The 16,876-nt window shown below is 68.9% G+C and carries 14 protein-coding genes and 1 pseudogene; 10 read left to right on the forward strand and 5 right to left on the reverse strand.

The window, feature by feature from the left end; all coding sequences use genetic code 11:
* Positions 1 to 147 precede the first annotated feature (147 nt).
* The 3 genes from ACQP0N_RS28350 to ACQP0N_RS28360 are packed head-to-tail and all read left to right on the forward strand — an operon-like array spanning position 148 to position 3,959.
* Complete coding sequence (locus tag ACQP0N_RS28350) at positions 148 to 954, forward strand: hypothetical protein (RefSeq protein ID WP_355050620.1); 807 nt, start codon at positions 148 to 150, stop codon at positions 952 to 954.
* A gap of 12 nt (positions 955 to 966) precedes the next feature.
* A complete protein-coding gene (locus ACQP0N_RS28355; RefSeq protein ID WP_355050621.1) occupies positions 967 to 2,895 on the forward strand; it encodes a fumarate reductase/succinate dehydrogenase flavoprotein subunit in 1,929 nt (642 codons plus the stop codon).
* Entirely contained in the window at positions 2,892 to 3,959 is a 1,068-nt protein-coding gene (locus ACQP0N_RS28360; RefSeq protein WP_396804774.1) for a succinate dehydrogenase/fumarate reductase iron-sulfur subunit, read from the forward strand. Before ACQP0N_RS28355 ends, ACQP0N_RS28360 begins: the two co-directional genes overlap by 4 nt.
* Before the next feature lie 210 nt (positions 3,960 to 4,169).
* Here ACQP0N_RS28360 and ACQP0N_RS28365 read toward each other — a convergent pair whose 3' ends face one another.
* A complete protein-coding gene (locus ACQP0N_RS28365) occupies positions 4,170 to 4,610 on the reverse strand; it encodes a (deoxy)nucleoside triphosphate pyrophosphohydrolase (RefSeq protein ID WP_433115381.1) in 441 nt (146 codons plus the stop codon).
* 183 nt (positions 4,611 to 4,793) lie between these two features.
* Here ACQP0N_RS28365 and ACQP0N_RS28370 point away from each other — a divergent pair, with 183 nt between their 5' ends.
* From ACQP0N_RS28370 to ACQP0N_RS28385, 4 genes and pseudogenes are all read left to right on the forward strand, one after another.
* Entirely contained in the window at positions 4,794 to 5,102 is a 309-nt protein-coding gene (locus ACQP0N_RS28370; RefSeq protein ID WP_355050624.1) for a 4a-hydroxytetrahydrobiopterin dehydratase, read from the forward strand.
* 40 nt (positions 5,103 to 5,142) lie between these two features.
* Entirely contained in the window at positions 5,143 to 5,505 is a 363-nt protein-coding gene (locus tag ACQP0N_RS28375) for a PH domain-containing protein (protein ID WP_355050625.1), read from the forward strand.
* A gap of 219 nt (positions 5,506 to 5,724) precedes the next feature.
* On the forward strand, positions 5,725 to 6,456 hold the full coding sequence (locus ACQP0N_RS28380) for a class I SAM-dependent methyltransferase (protein ID WP_433115383.1): 732 nt from the start codon (positions 5,725 to 5,727) through the stop codon (positions 6,454 to 6,456).
* A gap of 147 nt (positions 6,457 to 6,603) precedes the next feature.
* A pseudogene (locus ACQP0N_RS28385) lies at positions 6,604 to 7,824 on the forward strand (MFS transporter); the annotation flags it as partial.
* Positions 7,825 to 8,522: 698 nt separating this feature from the next.
* Here the strand turns inward: ACQP0N_RS28385 and ACQP0N_RS28390 are convergent.
* A complete protein-coding gene (locus ACQP0N_RS28390) occupies positions 8,523 to 9,284 on the reverse strand; it encodes a class I SAM-dependent methyltransferase (protein ID WP_433115385.1) in 762 nt (253 codons plus the stop codon).
* Positions 9,285 to 9,401: 117 nt separating this feature from the next.
* On the reverse strand, positions 9,402 to 9,833 hold the full coding sequence (locus ACQP0N_RS28395) for an ArsI/CadI family heavy metal resistance metalloenzyme (protein WP_433115386.1): 432 nt from the start codon (positions 9,831 to 9,833) through the stop codon (positions 9,402 to 9,404).
* Between the two features lie 77 nt (positions 9,834 to 9,910).
* Between ACQP0N_RS28395 and ACQP0N_RS28400 the strand changes: the two genes are divergently transcribed.
* Genes ACQP0N_RS28400 through ACQP0N_RS28410 form a run of 3 tightly spaced genes read left to right on the forward strand, consistent with a single transcriptional unit; the run spans position 9,911 to position 11,411 of the window.
* Positions 9,911 to 10,279: an ArsR/SmtB family transcription factor gene (locus ACQP0N_RS28400; protein ID WP_433115388.1), complete on the forward strand. Its 369-nt coding sequence runs from the start codon at positions 9,911 to 9,913 to the stop codon at positions 10,277 to 10,279.
* Positions 10,276 to 11,013, forward strand: coding sequence for an aquaporin (locus ACQP0N_RS28405; RefSeq protein WP_433115390.1), 738 nt, complete (start codon positions 10,276 to 10,278; stop codon positions 11,011 to 11,013). The genes ACQP0N_RS28400 and ACQP0N_RS28405 overlap by 4 nt, the downstream gene beginning before the upstream one ends.
* Positions 11,010 to 11,411: an arsenate reductase ArsC gene (locus ACQP0N_RS28410; RefSeq protein ID WP_433115392.1), complete on the forward strand. Its 402-nt coding sequence runs from the start codon at positions 11,010 to 11,012 to the stop codon at positions 11,409 to 11,411. Before ACQP0N_RS28405 ends, ACQP0N_RS28410 begins: the two co-directional genes overlap by 4 nt.
* 923 nt (positions 11,412 to 12,334) lie before the next feature.
* On the opposite strand, the gene ACQP0N_RS28415 is transcribed toward ACQP0N_RS28410, so the two are convergent.
* Together ACQP0N_RS28415 and ychF are read right to left on the reverse strand one after the other, a co-directional pair.
* Positions 12,335 to 15,037 (reverse strand): RICIN domain-containing protein, encoded by a 2,703-nt coding sequence (locus ACQP0N_RS28415; RefSeq protein ID WP_433115394.1) that lies wholly within the window; start codon positions 15,035 to 15,037, stop codon positions 12,335 to 12,337.
* Between the two features lie 740 nt (positions 15,038 to 15,777).
* Positions 15,778 to 16,863, reverse strand: coding sequence for a redox-regulated ATPase YchF (gene ychF, locus ACQP0N_RS28420; protein WP_357126155.1), 1,086 nt, complete (start codon positions 16,861 to 16,863; stop codon positions 15,778 to 15,780).
* Positions 16,864 to 16,876: the final 13 nt, after the last annotated feature.

Raw genomic sequence — 16,876 nt, forward strand, 5'->3', positions numbered from 1 at the left:
GCGTAACGTGTGTCACTTAGCTGCGTCGGTCGATCCGGCGTGGTCGTTGGTGTGCGCATGACGTGGCAGCGGGTGCGGGTTCGCCGGTCCGCGTGCCGACCGGAGACAGCAGCCCGCCCGTACGGGCCCGTCGAGGAGACGACTCGAATGACTTCAACGGCAACGAGGCCGCGGGGGGCGCGGGCGCGCGCCGCCATCACGGCGAAGACGTTGCGTACCGACCGATGGTGGTTCGCCCCGCTGATCACGGTGATCGGGCTCGGCGCCTGGGTGGCGTACGCGACGGTCCGGGTGTTCATGCACAAGTGGTACTGGGTGGACCAGTTCCACTACCTGACCCCGTTCTACTCCCCGTGCGTGACCGACCGGTGTGTCGAGCAGGCCTCGCACTTCGGCCGGTTCCTGCCCGGCTGGTGGATCATCCCGGACGCCGCGCTGACCCTGCCGTTCCTGCTGCTGTTCCGGCTCACCTGCTACTACTACCGCAAGGCGTACTACCGGTCCTTCTGGCTGTCGCCGCCGGCCTGCGCCGTCCCGGACGGTCACAAGGAGTACGGCGGGGAGACCCGTTTCCCGCTGCTCGGTCAGAACCTGCACCGCTACTTCTTCTACGCCGCCGCGATCATCTCGCTGATCAACACTTGGGACGCGATCCTCGCGTTCCACTCACCCAAGGGCTTCGGCTTCGGGCTGGGCAACCTCGTCCTGCTGCTCAATGTGGTCATGCTCTGGGCGTACACGATCTCCTGCCACTCCTGCCGGCACATCATCGGCGGCCGGCTCAAGCACTTCTCCAAGCACCCGGTGCGCTACCGCGCGTGGACCTTCGTCTCGGCGTTGAACGTCCGGCACATGCAGCTCGCCTGGATCACCCTCGGCACCCTCGCGCTGACCGACTTCTACGTGATGGCGCTGTCCGCCGGCTGGTTCAACGACCTGCGGTTCATCAACTAAAGGGCCCCTGACATGACCACTACCACTCGTATCGAACGACACCACTACGACGTCGTCGTCATCGGGGCCGGCGGCGCCGGCCTGCGCGCGGCCATCGAGGCCCGCCTCGCCGGCAAGAAGACGGCGATCATCTCGAAGTCGCTGTTCGGCAAGGCGCACACGGTGATGGCCGAGGGCGGCGCCGCCGCCGCGATGGGCAACGTGAACAGCCGTGACAACTGGCAGGTGCACTTCCGCGACACCATGCGCGGCGGCAAGTTCCTCAACAACTTCCGGATGGCCGAGCTGCACGCGAAGGAGTCGCCGCAGCGGATCTGGGAGCTGGAGACGTACGGCGCGCTCTTCGACCGTACGAAGGACGGCAAGATCTCCCAGCGCAACTTCGGTGGGCACGAGTACCCCCGACTGGCGCACGTCGGCGATCGGACCGGCCTGGAACTGATCCGTACCCTCCAGCAGAAGATCGTCTCGCTGCAACAGGAGGACAAGCGCGAGTTCGGCTCGTACGACGCCCGGATCAGGGTCTTCTCCGAGACGACAATCACCGAGTTGTTGCTCGACGGCGACCGGGTAGCGGGTGCGTTCGGCTACTACCGCGAGTCCGGCGAGTTCATCCTCTTCGAGGCGCCGGCGGTGGTACTGGCCACCGGCGGTGTCGGACGCTCCTACAAGGTCACCTCGAACTCCTGGGAGTACACCGGGGACGGCCACGCGCTGGCGCTGCGCGCCGGGGCAACGCTGATCAACATGGAGTTCCTCCAGTTCCACCCGACCGGCATGGTCTGGCCGCCCTCGGTGAAGGGCATCCTGGTCACCGAGTCGGTCCGTGGCGACGGTGGTGTCCTCAAGAACTCCGAGGGCAAGCGGTTCATGTTCGACTACGTCCCCGACGTCTTCCGCAAGCAGTACGCGGAGACCGAGGAGGAGGCGGACCGCTGGTACACCGACCCGGACAACAACCGGCGTCCACCGGAACTGCTGCCCCGCGACGAGGTGGCCCGAGCGATCAACAGCGAGGTCAAGGCCGGTCGGGGCTCCCCCGCCGGCGGTGTCTTCCTGGACATCGCGAGCCGGCGCTCGGCCGACGAGATCCGCCGGCGGCTGCCCTCGATGTACCACCAGTTCAAGGAGCTGGCCGACGTCGACATCACCGCCGAACCGATGGAGGTCGGGCCGACCTGCCACTACGTGATGGGCGGCGTCGAGGTGGACCCGGACTCGGGCGCCGCCTTCGGCCACGTACGCGGACTGTTCGCCGCCGGTGAGGTGTCCGGCGGCATGCACGGCTCCAACCGGCTCGGCGGCAACTCCCTGTCCGACCTGCTGGTCTTCGGCAAGCGGGCGGGTGGGCACGCGGCCAGCTACGCCGACGGGCTGTCCGCCCGACCGAAGGTGGCAGTCGACGCCGTCGAGGCCGCCGTGGAGACCGCCCTCGCCCCGCTTCAGCGCGACACCGGCGAGAGCCCGTACACCCTCCAGCAGGACCTCCAGGCGGTCATGGGGGATCTGGTCGGCATCATCCGGCGCGAGGGTGAGCTGGCCGACGCGCTGGTCCGCCTCGCGGAGCTGCGCGAGCGGGTGGCCAAGGTGAGCGCGGCCGGTGGTCGGCGCTACAACCCGGGCTGGCACCTCGCCCTGGACCTGCGCAACATGCTCGTGGTCTCGGAGTGCACCGCGAAGGCGGCGCTGGAGCGGCAGGAGTCGCGCGGCGGGCACACCCGCGAGGACTTCCCGGCGATGGAGCCGAAGTGGCGGCAGGTCAACCTGGTCTGCGCGCTCGACGGTGACACCGTGCAGCTGACCCGCAAGCCGTTGCCGACGATGCGACCGGAGTTGATCGGCCTCTTCGACCGGGCGGAGCTGGCCAAGTACCTCACCGACGAGGAGCTCACCGACTTCGACGCCCTCGTCGCCGACGCTGGAGAGGCGGACAACCGATGAGCGCGAAGCGTCAGTTCCGGATCTGGCGGGGCGACGAGACCGGCGGCGACCTGCAGGACTACATGGTGGAGGTGAACGAGGGCGAGGTCGTCCTCGACGTCATCCACCGCCTGCAGGCGACCGACGCGCCCGACCTGGCCTGCCGGTGGAACTGCAAGGCCGGCAAGTGCGGCTCCTGCTCCATGGAGATCAACGGCAAGCCGCGGCTGGGCTGCATGACCCGGATGTCGACCTTCGGCGACGACGAGACGGTCACGGTCACCCCGCTGCGGACCTTCCCGGTCATCCGGGACCTGGTCACCGACGTCTCGTTCAACTACGAGAAGGCGCGGGAGACGCCGGCGTTCGCCCCGCCGGCGGACGTCGCGCCGGGTGACTACCGGATGCAGCAGGTCGACGTCGAGCGCTCGCAGGAGTTCCGCAAGTGCATCGAGTGCTTCCTGTGCCAGACGGTCTGCCACGTGATCCGTGACCACGAGGAGAACAAGCAGGCGTTCTCCGGGCCGCGGTACTTCATCCGGGCGGCCGAGCTGGACATGCACCCGCTGGACGCCCGGACCGACCGCAAGGAGTACGCGCAGGCGGAACAGGGCCTCGGTTTCTGCAACATCACCAAGTGCTGCACCGAGGTCTGCCCCGAGCACATCAAGATCACCGACAACGGGATCATCCCCATGAAGGAACGGGTCGTCGACCGCAGGTACGATCCCCTTGTGTGGCTTGGTAGCAAGATCTTCCGTCGGGGCGAGACGCCCCAGACCAGCGTGACCACCGCCCGTCAGGGCTCGGCGAACCTGCCGGGTACGAGCCGAGGTGGCGTGCACTCGCACGCTGGCGGCTCGCACGACCCGCAGGCCGAGGCGCAGGCGCAGAGCGGCGTCAACTGGGATCGCGAGGTGCCCCACCCGACCGCGCCAGCGGTCGACGACCGGGGTCGCCTGCCGCTGACCGAGCTCACCTTCGACCGGCCCGCCGCGCCGTCGCCCTTCGGTGACGACGTGACCTTCCCGCTGCCTCCGGAGCACCTCAACTTCGCGCACCCGGACCAGGACGACAAGCACTAGCAGGACCACCGGATACGGGGGCTGTCGGCGATGCCGACAGCCCCCGCCCCCATTCCCCCACCCACCCAACCCCCACCCTTCGCCCCGTTGATCATGAAGTTATTGCGCTTCCCGCCGGCGAGTCGTGGCAATAACTTCATGATCAACGGGGGCGGGGGCGGACCCGGGGGCCGAGGGCCGGCGCGGACCGGGGGCCGGGGGCCGGTGGGGTTAGGGGGTTTTCAGGTGGGGGCGTAGGGCGGCCACGATGGGGGCGTCGGCGGGGAGCCAGGTGACCGAGTCCAGTTCGTCGACGGTCAGCCAGCGCAGCGCCTGGTGCTCCAGCGCCTGCGGCTCGTCACCGTGGAGCAGGCGGGCGGCGTACACCTTCAGCACCGACCGGCCATGGGCCATTCGGACGTTGCGGCCGACCCGAGCACCGATCTCGACGCGTACGGCCAGCTCCTCGGCGCACTCCCGGATCAGCGCCTCGGTCTCGCCCTCCCCCGGCTCGACCTTCCCACCAGGGAACTCCCACATGCCCGCCACCTCCGGCGGGGCGGAGCGCGCGCAGGCGAGCACCCGTCCGTCCCGGATGATCGCCGCTCCCACGATCACCTTCAGGTCCCGTCGCTGGGCCTGCCCGCCATCATTAGCCCGTTCGGTCTGCACGGGCGTCCAGGGTGCCAGATCAATCGGCGGTTTGGGTACCGACACCGTCCGCTAGGCCAATAGAACACGGAAGTGTGGGCGTGGACACCCCTACCGAGCGACGACAGACTAGGAGGCACCGACAAGACACGGGATGGCGACGATTTGGCCACAAGCCGGCAACGGCGCTTGGGGGGTGCGGTAATGCGCGTGCTGTTCAGCAGCCGAGCCAAACACGACTACCTTTCCGACGCGTTGACCTTGCTATCTGGTTGGACGCGGGACGGTGAACAGATCCGGCGCACGCTGGTGATCGACGATACCCAACACGCGGCCCTGACTGAACGGGTCAAGGTCGTGGCGGACGCCCTGCACCTGCGTCCCGAGATAAGCCGCCGGTCCGACAGCACCCTGATCCGGGTGGGGCATGGCAACGGTGAGCCCCTGACCGAGGGCGAGGTCCTGCTGGCCGCCCGTATCGAGGACGCCTACCGGGCGGTCACCGAGTCCTGACGAGCCGGCGCGTTGGCACCGGTTTTCTAGCCTGGATCGTATGGCGAACATCGCGTACGACCGCAAAGAGCAGGTCCAGCAGATCGAGAGTGGGCTGCTCGACGGCGAGCAGATCATCGCCGTCTACGACGCCGTCGGCACCGGCACCGGCTTCATCGGGCTGACCGACCGGCGCGTGATCATCCAGGACCGCTCCTTCGTCGGTAAGCGGTATGCGATCACCAGCATCCCGTACTCGAAGATCACCAGCGTGAGCGTGGTCAGCAACAAGTCCTGGGGTGGGTCGTTCTTCTCCACCGGCGCGATCGCGATCCACGTCGGCACGCACACGTACGAGGTGGAGTTCCGCGGCGCGCAGAAGAGCCACCACGTGCACAACGTGATCCTGCACCACATCTCCTGACGATCTTTCCGACCGGGAGCCCGGCGGGCGTAAATGCCTTGCCGGGCTCCCGGCGTCTCTGGTGTCCTCGGTGCACAGCCGCCCGAAGGGAGCAGTGCCATGCCCAACACGACGAAGTCCCCCCGACCGAACGTCATCCGACTTGAGGAAACGAGGCTTCGTGAGCAGAACTGCTCCGCAGAGGACGCGCGTCACTGAGCACAACCGCGGAGGCCGCTGATGTCGGTCTTCGACGATCCCGGCCTCTTCGGCCGGCTGTGGGCTGCCGGATACGACAGCCCTGGCAACCCTGACCCGGCTCCCGCCGTGGACTTCCTGGCCGATCTGGCCGACGGCGGTCCGGTCCTGGAACTGGCGATCGGCACCGGCCGGGTCGCACTGCCACTGGTCGAACGCGGCCTCAGCGTGCACGGCATCGAGGCGTCCGAGGAGATGCTGGCGCTGATGCGGGCCAAGCCCGGTGGCGACCAGATCCCCACGGTCGTCGGTGACATGGCGGACGTGGGCGTGCAGGGCCCGTTCCGCCTGGCGTACCTGGTCTTCAACACGCTGTTCAACCTGGTGGACGCCGAGCGGCAGGCGGACCTGTTCCGCAACGTCGCCCGGGTGCTGTCGCCCGGCGGGGCGTTCGTCATCGAGACGTTCGTCCCCGACCCGAGCGGTTTCGACGCGGACGAGCAGTTGCAGGTCCGCGAGGTGACCGAGGACTCCGTGACGATCCGAGTGCACCGGTACGACCGGCCGGCGCAGCGCTTCATCCGCCAGACCATCACCTTCGACGGCAACGGCGTGCACCTGAAGCCGTTCGCGATGCGGTACGCGTGGCCGCACCAGATCGACGAGATGGCGCGGCAGGCGGGCCTTGCGCTCACCGAGCGGTACGCCGACTGGCACCGGCAGCCGTTCACGGCGGAGAGTCCGTCACACATCTCCGTCTACCGGGTGCGGTAACGGTCGGTCGACTCGGGTCCGCGGTGGCCGTCCACCGGGGACCCGAGTCGATCCCGACACCCGAACCGAGCGCATTGCGCACTTGGCTGAATCTGCTGACAGCAGCCCCGGCTGGCCGCTGGCGTCGATGCCCGGTCGACTGCTCTCATGCCTCGTTCTCCGCGTACCTCGCCGTACTGGCCGGTGGTCAGTCATCCCTTGCTGCGACGCGTACTACCCGGGTTGGCCGTGTCCGCTCTCGGCGATGGCATGGCGGTGGTCGCGGTGACCTGGCTGGCCATCCAGCTCGCACCGACCGGTCAGCGCGGTCTCTGGATCGCGGTCGCCGTGGCCGCGTACACCCTTCCCAGCGCTGTCGGAACGGTGGCCTTCGGTCGGCTGCTGGGCGGGCGCGGCGGCGCCCAGCTCGCCGGGTGGGACGCGATCCTGCGCGCCGCAGCGCTCGCCGCGATCCCGATCGCCCACCTGGCCGGCATGCTGACGGTCGAGCTGTACGTCCTCCTGCTCGCCGCGTCCGCCCTCCTGCACTCCTGGGGTTCGGCCGGGCGGTTCACCCTGATCGCCGAGTTGCTGCCCCGGCGACACCACCTGCCGGCGAACGCGGTGCTCACCACCATCTCCGGCTTCGCCACCGTCGTCGGCCCACCGCTGGCCGGCATCCTGATCGGCTGGGTGGGGCCGGTGTGGGTCATCGCCGTCGACGCCGCCACCTTCGCGGTGCTTGCGCTCACCTATCGGCTCGCGCTGCCCACCACCAGGACGATCCCTGGGTACGAGCGCAGCGCCTCCCGTACCGCCGGCTTCGCGTTCATCCGCCGTCAGCCCACACTGCTGGGCCTGCTGGTGCTGAGCGTCGCGTTCTTCTTCCTGTTCGGCCCGGTGTACGTCGCCATGCCGCTGCACATCACCGACGACCTGCGAGGTTCCGCGACGCTGCTCGGCGCGTACTACACCGCCTTCGGCATCGGCGGCCTCCTCGGCGGTGTGCTCGCCGGCCACCTCCGGCACTGGCCGCTGCGCGCGACGATCATCGGGATCGTCATCGGGTTCGGCGCGGCGATGCTGCCGCTCGGTCTGGGAGCGCCAGTCGTCCTGTCCCTGCCCGCGTTCGCCCTGGCGGGCCTGATCTGGGCGCCGTACATGTCTACGTCGATGGCGCTGTTCCAGCGCAGCGTGTCGACCGGGCAGCTGCCCGCCGTACTCGCGGCGAACAGCGCTGTGCTTGTGCTCGCGGTGCCTCTGGGCACCATGCTCGGCGGCCCGCTGGCCGGCGCGATCGGTCCCCGCCCGACGCTGCTCCTCTGCGGTACGGCGATTCTGGCGCTCGGGCTGGCCGCCGCAGGGCTCGCGATGCTGCGGCGGAGCGCAGGAGGCCCGGTCGGAGTGCCGCGCCGGTCCAGCTCGCGGCCATGTCACTCACATGGCGAGCGCGAGCCCCAGGCCGATCAGCACCGACGCGGCGGCGCCCGTCGCGAAGACCCGCCTGCTCCGAGGCCGCATTCCCCAGGTGTTGTCCCTGAACGGCACGCGCTGGCCGCTGATCCTGCCGTGCAGCCACCTGGCGGTGAGGAACAGCAACGTCCAGACCATGGCGGCACCGAACGCACCGACCAGCCCGGAGGCCAGCGCCTCGCCAACGGGAGTGTGGGCGGCCAGCCGGTAGGCGTCCGAGGAACGCCGTTCCTTGCGCAGGATGGTGGGCACCTGGCCCGCCAGCACGAGGCCGGACAGCGCTATCGGGGTGAGCCAGGGCTGCCGCATCGGCGGCGCGTCGAGCCGTGCCGAGTCCGCAGCGAGGAAGAGGATGAACGACCCGAACGGCAGCCAACTCGCCACGACGACCAGCGGCAGCCAGGCGCCGGACATGACATCGACCAGCATGACCATCAGGTCGTCACCGACGAGGGTGCCGGCACCGAAGATCGCGAACCACAGCACCAGGTAGGGGAAGCCGAACCGTCGTAGATCCTGAGGCGTCACGGTCGAGGAGTGTATTCAGCAGCGGCGACAGGTCGGCCGAAGGCGTGGCGCCGGATCGATAAACCCGTGCAGCCCTACGACGGCTGTCAGAGTCGGCGGGCGCGAAGGACGCCGGTCAGCATGGGCAGGGTGAAGTCACCCTCGGCGGTCTCGGGCCTTCCGGCGAGGAACTCGCGGATCCGGTCGAGCGTGGCCGTCCGCTCCGGCCCCGGCATGACCAGCAACCCGGCCCGGGTGGCGAGCGTCCCGACCAGGGAGTCGGCGCTCCGGCGCTGCCCGTGGGGGAACTCGGCCTGCTCGGGCGTACCGAACCGGCCGGCGACCCCGCCGCTCGGAGCGAGCAGGTCCGCCGTCGCCGCACGCCAACTGCTCAACGTGTCACGTGGGCCGATGGTCGCGCTTCCACTGACCCGTTCGAGTGCGGCGACCCAGGCGACCCGGTCGTCCAGGATGTTCCACAGGCCGGCCAGGACGCCGCCGGGCTTCAGGACCCGGGCGATCTCCGGCCCGGCGACGGCCATGTCGAACCAGTGCAGGGCGTTGCCGGCCAGCACCGCGTCGACGGACGCGTCCGGCAGGGGGATCGCCTCCGCGCTACCCGCGAGGGCCCGTACGGTCGGCAGCGCGCGGCCGAGCTCGGCGCGCATCGCCGGATCGGGCTCCACCGCCACGACGTCGACGCCGAGCGCGATCAGCGTGGCGGAGAGTTTGCCGGTGCCGGCGCCGAGGTCGAGTACTCGCGGGCCGGGCGCGAACTCGAGCGCCCACCGCGCAGCGGCCTGCGCGTAGTCCGGGCGATGTCGGGCGTACGCGGACGCCGCCGTACCGAACGACGAGCTGAGCACCATCGATCCCACCGTCCTCTTGCTGCCGCTGTCCACATCATCCCCCGGCTCCTGGATGTCGGGGTGTCCCAATCGGCCGGACACCCCGACATTCAGGAAGCCGGGAACGGAGATCTGCCGTCAGCAGCAGCGCGAGCCGACTCCGCTGGCCACCGGCTCGGCGTCGGTCACCTTGCCGAGCGTGTCGGCGTCGGCCTTCACGGTGTAGACCTCCCAGCGCTCGTCGCCCGGGCCGCGGACCCAGACCTTGTCCTGCAGGGCGTAGCAGCACTCGGTGTCGTTCTCCTCCAGCGTGATCAGGCCGGAGTCGGTGAGGCGCCTGGTGGCGGCGGTGACGTCGTCGGTGCTGAACACCTCGACACCCAGGTGGTCCAGCGCGGTGGGTTGGTCGGCCTCGCCCTCGATGAGGACGAGCTTCAGCGGCGGGTTCTCGACGGCGAAGTTGGCATAGCCGGGCCGGCGCTTGGCCGGTTCGACGCCGAACAGCTTCGAGTAGAAGGCCACGGAGCCTTCGAGGTCGGACACGCGCAGGGCGAGCTGAACACGGGACACGATCATCTCCTTGCCTAGATGTTTATCGAATCAAGGCCTACGTTGCACCCTGTTTTGAAGTCTGTCAAGCTAGAGAAATGTCGAAACAAGAGCTGCCGGTGGTGGACCTCAACGCGGTCGCCTGCTGCTCCCCGATCGCGGCCCGCCCGATGGACGCCGATCAGGCAGCGGTGGTCGCGCCGCTGTTCAAGGCCCTGGGCGACCCGGTCCGGCTGCGGCTGATGTCGATGATCGCGTCGGTCCCCGAGATCTGCGTCTGTGACTTGACGCCGGCATTCGACCTGTCCGGGCCCACCATCTCCCACCACCTCAAGCTGTTGCGCGAGGCTGGCTTGGTCGACTCGGAGCGGCGCGGCACCTGGGTCTGGTACCGGGTCAAGCCGGAGGCGTTCCGCCAGCTCGGCGCGCTGCTGGACATCTCCGCCGCCCCGGCTGCCGCCACGTGAGCCTCACCCTGGCCCGGCGGGCATCGGCGGAGTTCGCCGGCACCGCCCTGCTGGTCGCCGCCGTGGTCGGCTCCGGGATCGCCGCCGCCCGGCTCTCCCCCACCGACGTCGGCCTCCAACTGTTGGAAAACGCGATCGCCACCGCCCTCGCGTTGGGTGCGCTGATCCTGACGTTCGGTCCGGTGTCCGGGGCACACTTCAATCCGGTCGTCTCCGCCGTGGACTGGTGGCTCGGCCGGCGCGCCGGCACCGGCCTCACCGGTCGGGACCTCGCCGCCTACACCGCCGCCCAGACCGGCGGAGCCGTCACCGGCGCGGTGCTGGCTGACCTGATGTTCAACCTGCCGGCTGTCGCCTGGTCCCGTACCGAACGGGCCGGGGGAAACCTGTGGCTGGCCGAGGTGATCGCCACCGCCGGACTGGTCGTCCTCGTCTTCGCCCTCGCCCGCTCCGACCGCACCACGGCCGCCCCGGCCGCCGTGGGCGCCTACATCGGCGCGGCCTACTGGTTCACCTCGTCCACGTCGTTCGCGAACCCCGCCGTCACCATCGGCCGGGCCTTCACCGACACCTTCGCCGGCATCGCCCCCACCTCGGTGCCCGGCTTCGTGGCCGCCCAACTCGTCGGCGGCCTGGTCGGCGTCGCCGCGCTCGCCGCGTGGTACCCCCACGCCGGAGACGCCGCCGACGATGTTCTCGTACCCCACCTCCCCGAGGAGACAGAGGCCCGATGAGCGACAACCCCAGCGTCCTGTTCGTGTGCGTGCACAACGCCGGCCGCTCACAGATGGCCGCCGGCTGGCTCCGCCACCTCGCCGGCGACACCGTCGAGGTCCGCAGCGCCGGCAGCGAGCCCGCCGAGACGATCAACCCGGTCGCCGTCGACGCCATGCGCGAGGTCGGCATCGACATCACCGACCAGACCCCGGTCCGACTCACCTGGGACGCCGCCGAAGCCAGCGACGTCATCGTCACCATGGGCTGCGGCGACGCCTGCCCGGTCTTCCCGGGCAAACGCTACGAGGACTGGAAGCTCACCGACCCGGCCGGGCAATCCATCGACGTCGTCCGCGAGGTCCGCGACGACATCAAGGGTCGCGTCGACGCCCTGCTAAGGGAGCTACGCCCCTGACGCCGCCACCGCGCATGCAAGGCCCTACAGCTACATTGTCGCCACCAACACTGCCGATCATGGGGGCATCGTGGCCAGGGACGACGATGGAGCAGGCCGCGGAAGGAACGCGCTCAGGAGCCTGTTCGCCATCGGCAGTCTCAGCGGGATCACTCTGCTCGCCATCGTGGCGCTCGTCGTGCTCCTCTGCTGCGCCCCCTGCCTCTGGTACCGGTCCCTGTCGCCAGACCTGCCCTTCAACTGAGGCAGGACGAGACCTCGACCTGACCGGGGCCAGACGTTGAAGCGGAGCTTCTGAGGGCTGAGCGCCTAGCAGCACTGATCAGCGCGATAGCCCTCTGAGCTGCTCGTATACGTGTTGGACAACGTTGATCATCCTTGGTCATTACTGGTCATCCTGCGGACTTGGCGCGGACTCTGCGGACTGCGTGCGGACCGTTCAGCCCTGCAATCGGCGGTCCCGGCACGGACATGGAGGTTGCAACTCCGGCCGTTACGTTGGCGGTGGCGACGTCGCCGTCTGCGCGTCGCCGGTGGCGTCCGCACTATCAGGCGAGCAAGTCGGCTGCCCACGTCGCCGGAATTTAGGCTCATGGTCGACAAACCCAATCAGCCCCTGCCCTCCAGCCCGTGGGCGCTGAAGTGCCGGGCCGCCTGCAATGAGCGCCGAAACGCGCTTTCATCAGCGACCGGAAGCCCAGGTTGTTGCCGATGATCTTCCGGAGGTTGCTGTAGACGCCGGCGGGGTCCTTCAGCCGAATGAGGCGAGGGCCCGATGCAGGCTGCCGTGCGGTACTGATTTGTCTATTCTATCGAGAGCGGGCCATGGTCTACTCGGGCACGGGAATCCGTGCCCGAGTAGACGTCACCACATCGTCAGCTGGTCACCGCCGGTCGGACTTGTCAACCGCCTCTGGCGCTGGTCAGGCGCGCACGAACTGCCACTGTTGGTTGGTCCCGTTGTTGGCGGTCCACTGCACGACCTGCGCCCCGTCGTTGGTCGAGGCGGCGTAGACGTCGGCCGCCAGTCCGCTGGCCTGGCTGACGATGGTGTAGTAGCCGTCGCCGGTGGGCCGCAGGTACCACGACTGGTTGGTGCCGCCGTTGGCCGACCACTGTTGCAGTTGCAGGCCCTGCGTGGTGCTGCCGGCGTTGACGTCGAGCATCTTTCCGGAGGCGGTGTAGCGCAGGGTGTAGGCGTCCTGGGTGGTGCTGATCGTCCAGGTGGGGGTGCCGCTTTGCTGGACGGCCTTGGCGCCGTCGGCGGTGGAGTTGCCGGCGATGGCGAGGGGCTTGCCGCTGTTGCGGTTGACGATGCGGTAGGTGCCTGCTGCGGGCCCGGTTCCGCCGCCGCTTCCACTGAGGTTGAGGTATTCGACCGAGTCGGTGAAGACGGTGCTGCCGGACTTGGCGGTCGACAGTTGCAGGTACACGCGGCTGCCGGTGGCGGGGGCGGTGAAGGTCACCGGTTGGGTGACCCGTGAGCCGAGTGGGACGGTCAGGGTGGTGCTGCCGGACGCGACGACCGCGCCGGTGGGGCTGTCGAGCCGGGCGGTCCAGGTGAAGTCCACCGAGGTGTTGGTGAGGTCGTCGTTGAACACGGTGATGGTGCGGGTCACCGTGGCGTTGCGGGCGTAGCTGGGCACGGCCTGCGCCAGCGGGAAGTTGCCGTTCGAGTCCGAGTTGCCGGAGGCGGACCAGTAGGGGAGGTCGATCGCGGCCACTGGGTTGAACGCCGCCTGCACGCGCTGGATCTGCGGGTTGCTCCACGGGTCGGGCAGGTTGTCGACGCCGTAGATCGGGCGTCTGTTCTCCTCCGTGGTGAAGTCGGTGGTTCGCACGCCGGGCACGACGCTGGCCCAGGCAGAGAGCAGCGTGTACGGACGCAGGTCGCTGGCGTCCTTGCCGCGCTTGGCAGCGGTCGCGGTGGCGAACCACGTGAAGCCCTGCTTGGTGCTGCAGGCGGGCCAGATGTACTCGCCTTCGCCGTCCGGACGCCCGGAATTGCGGTTCAGTGCCTCGCCGTAGCGGCCGACGCCGTCCAGGTAGTGCGCGAAGATGGCGAAGTTGGGGTAGTTCATGGCCGGGTACCGGCTGGGCGAGTCCCCGCCAATGCCGGCGTCGATGCTGATCGGCCGGGTGCCATCGTTGCCGTTCATCGCCGCGTACAGGTCCTGCTCGAACTGCTGCGAGTCGTTGCTGTTGGAGGTGGGCTCGTTGATCTGGCTCCAGCGGATGATCGCCGGATGGTTGCGGTCGCGCAGGGTCAGCGCACGGGCGTGGGCCACCATGTTGGTGCGTCCGGACACGAAGTCCTGGGAACCACTGCGGATGGCGGTCTCGTCGATGACCATCAGGCCCATCTCGTCGGCCACGTCGAGCATGAACGGGCTGGCCGGTTCCATGTGCATGCGTACCACGTTGTAGTTGAGACGCTGGTAGTTGTCCACCGCCTGCGGCCAGCCGCCGTTGCCGGACGACGGCGGCAGGAAGCCGGGCAGAGTGTCGTACGCGTCGCCCTTCCCGCCGTTGTTGACCCGGTCGTAGTCGGCGCCCTGCAGGCTGTCGCCACGGAAGTTCACCCGCACGCCGTTGAGGTAGTAGTACTCGCCGTTCTGCGTGCTCTCCCGGAACCCGAAGCGGTACGTGGCGTCACTGGTGCGGCCGTCGTCAGCGGTGGCGTGGATCGCCAGGCGGTGCAGTTGGGCCCGGTACCCGGACCGGTACGGCACGTTGGGCCACCAGTACGAGGTGGGGCCGAGGTCCCACGCCACGGGGCCCACCGTGACCTTCGCCGTCGAACGTGCCGCCACCGTCACGCTCTGCTGCGGCAACTGTGGGTAGCTGAAAGAGCCCGCGCCGTCGGACGTGATCGACCCGCCCAGGGTGACCGTTCTGGTCGCGGCCGATGAGTTGGTCACCGACACGTCGTAGCTGAGGGTGCGGTTCGCCACCGAGGTACGGACGAAGGCGTCGCTGACGTACACCGCCGGGTACACCCGCAGGGACGCGGACCGGTAGATGCCCTGCGGTACCGCCTCGGACCAGTCGGCCGCGATGGGGACCAGGTACTTGCCGTCGGACGACCGCAACGCACCGCGGCCCTTCACCTGCACACTGATCGTGTGGGTGGTGCCCGGCGCGGCGTAGCTACTGATGTCGAAGTTCGACGGGGTGAACGCCGTCGTCTGGGTCGCCACCACCCGGCCGTCGACCGACAGCGTCGCCTGGTGGTTGACGGCGCCGAACTCGATCCAGGTCGACTGCGGCTGCCCCGAGTCCGGCACCGTGATGCTGCGCGAGTACACCGCCTCGTTCACGTCGGTGAAGCCCTGCTTGTACCAACCGCCACCGGGCACCGTGATCGACGTCGTTCCCCGACCCGAGGGCGTGAAGCTCCACGTCCCGCTCAGATCGACCGAGACGATCGCACCGTTACCGGCCGCCACACCGTCAACTCCGGCGGCCGCGACACTCTGCGTCGCGACCGGCACGGCCAGGGCCGACTCGGGAGTCGCCAGGGTCAGGCCACCCAGCGTCAGGGGCAGGGCGAGCGCCACGGCCGCGGCCAGCCCTCTGGCCGACGCCGACAATCGGCCACCCCAGCGGACGTTCGTACGATGCACGGCAACCTCCTGTGACTCACCCGACAGCCTTGCAACTCCGCGTCCAGGCTTCACTGCTGGCGGTAGTCGAATCGATTCGACGGTCCGCCAGGGCGTCGGTCACCCGGGAGGGTGAACACGGCCGACACGTAGATGTGATTAACCGGCAACATGGGCACTGAGTCAAGGATTCGGACTCATCTATCTTGTGCCGAGGCCTGTAATTCCATCAATGCCGACAAAAGCCGCAGCATAGATAGGATGAAAGGCCGGTCGGCACCACCGTCGACGCAGCGGCCTCCGACCGAAGCGCCTGCGGGATGATTAAGCGTGTCGGTGCGGCCGAGGCGTTCGCCGTGTTGAGCAAGAAGCGCCGGCTGAACCCGGACAAAGCTGCTGAGCTGTACGACGATCCGGCGATGTCGACGACGGTGCCGATGAACATCGAGGCGGGCCGCCGCCAAGCACCGAGAGCACGGACCCCCGGCGCTGGCTCTTCGAGGGCAAGCCCGGCGACCCGCCGCACCAGAACGCCGTCGGCTACTGGTGGCGCAGGACCTGCCGAGACGCCGGGGTTACCGGCTTCACACTGCACGACCTACGCCACTACACAGCCACCTGTGTTCGACGGCCGAGGATCGGACCCGCGAAGCGACGGCCGCTCTGATGACCGAAACGCTGGGCCGCACCGAACGGCCTGCGGACTCCCTGCGGACCATGGAGGCGTGACGTAGCCCGTGACCTGCGCGAACGCGGCCCACCTAGACGTTGAAGCGGAACTCCACGACGTCGCCGTCCTGCATGACGTACTCCTTGCCCTCGATGCGGACCCTGCCCGCCGCCTTCGCCGCCGCCATCGAGCCGGCCTCGACCAGGTCGCCGTAGGAGACCACCTCGGCCTTGATGAAGCCGCGCTGGAAGTCGCTGTGGATGACACCCGCGGCCTCCGGCGCGGTCGCGCCGACCGGGACGGTCCAGGCCCGGGCCTCCTTGGGGCCGGCCGTGAGGTACGTCTGGAGCCCGAGCGTACGGAAGCCGACGCGGACGAGCTGGTTGAGGCCGGGCTCGTTCTGCCCGATCGACTCCAGCAGCTCGCGGGCCTCCTCCTCGGGCAGGTCCACCAGCTCGGATTCGATCTTGGCGTCCATGAAGACAGCCTCGGCGGGGGCGACCAGGGCACGCAGCTCGTCGAGGAACGCCTCGTTGGCGAGTTCGGCCTCGTCGACATTGAAGACGTACAGGAACGGCTTGGTGGTGAGCAGGTGCAGCTCGCGCAGGTGCTCCAGCTCGATCTTCGCGGCGGCGGCCCCGGAGTAGAGGGTGGTGCCGCCGTCCAGCACCTCGATGGCCTGCTTCGCGGCGGCGACCGCGGCGGCCCGGTCCTTGCGGAGCTTGGCCTCCTTCTCCAACCGGGGCAGCGCCTTGTCCAGGGTCTGCAGGTCGGCGAGGATCAGCTCGGTGTTGATCGTCTCGATGTCGTCGGCCGGGGAGACCTTGCCGTCGACGTGCACCACGTTCGGGTCGGAGAAGGCCCGGACCACCTGGCAGATCGCCGAGGCGTCCCGAATGTTGGCCAGGAACGCGTTGCCCCGCCCCTGCCCCTTCGACGCGCCGCGCACGAGGCCGGCGATGTCGACGAACGACACCGGAGCCGGCAGCACCTTCTGCGAGGAGAAGATCTCGGCGAGCTTGCCCAGCCGCTCGTCGGGCAGCCCGACCACGCCGACGTTGGGCTCGATGGTGGCGAACGGGTAGTTCGCCGCCAGCACGTCGTTCTTGGTCAACGCGTTGAAAAGCGTGCTCTTGCCGACGTTGGGCAGGCCGACGATGCCGATGGTGAGACTCACGACGAGCCAGCTT

Source organism: Micromonospora sp. CA-246542, from assembly GCF_050942905.1.
Taxonomy (GTDB): domain Bacteria; phylum Actinomycetota; class Actinomycetes; order Mycobacteriales; family Micromonosporaceae; genus Micromonospora.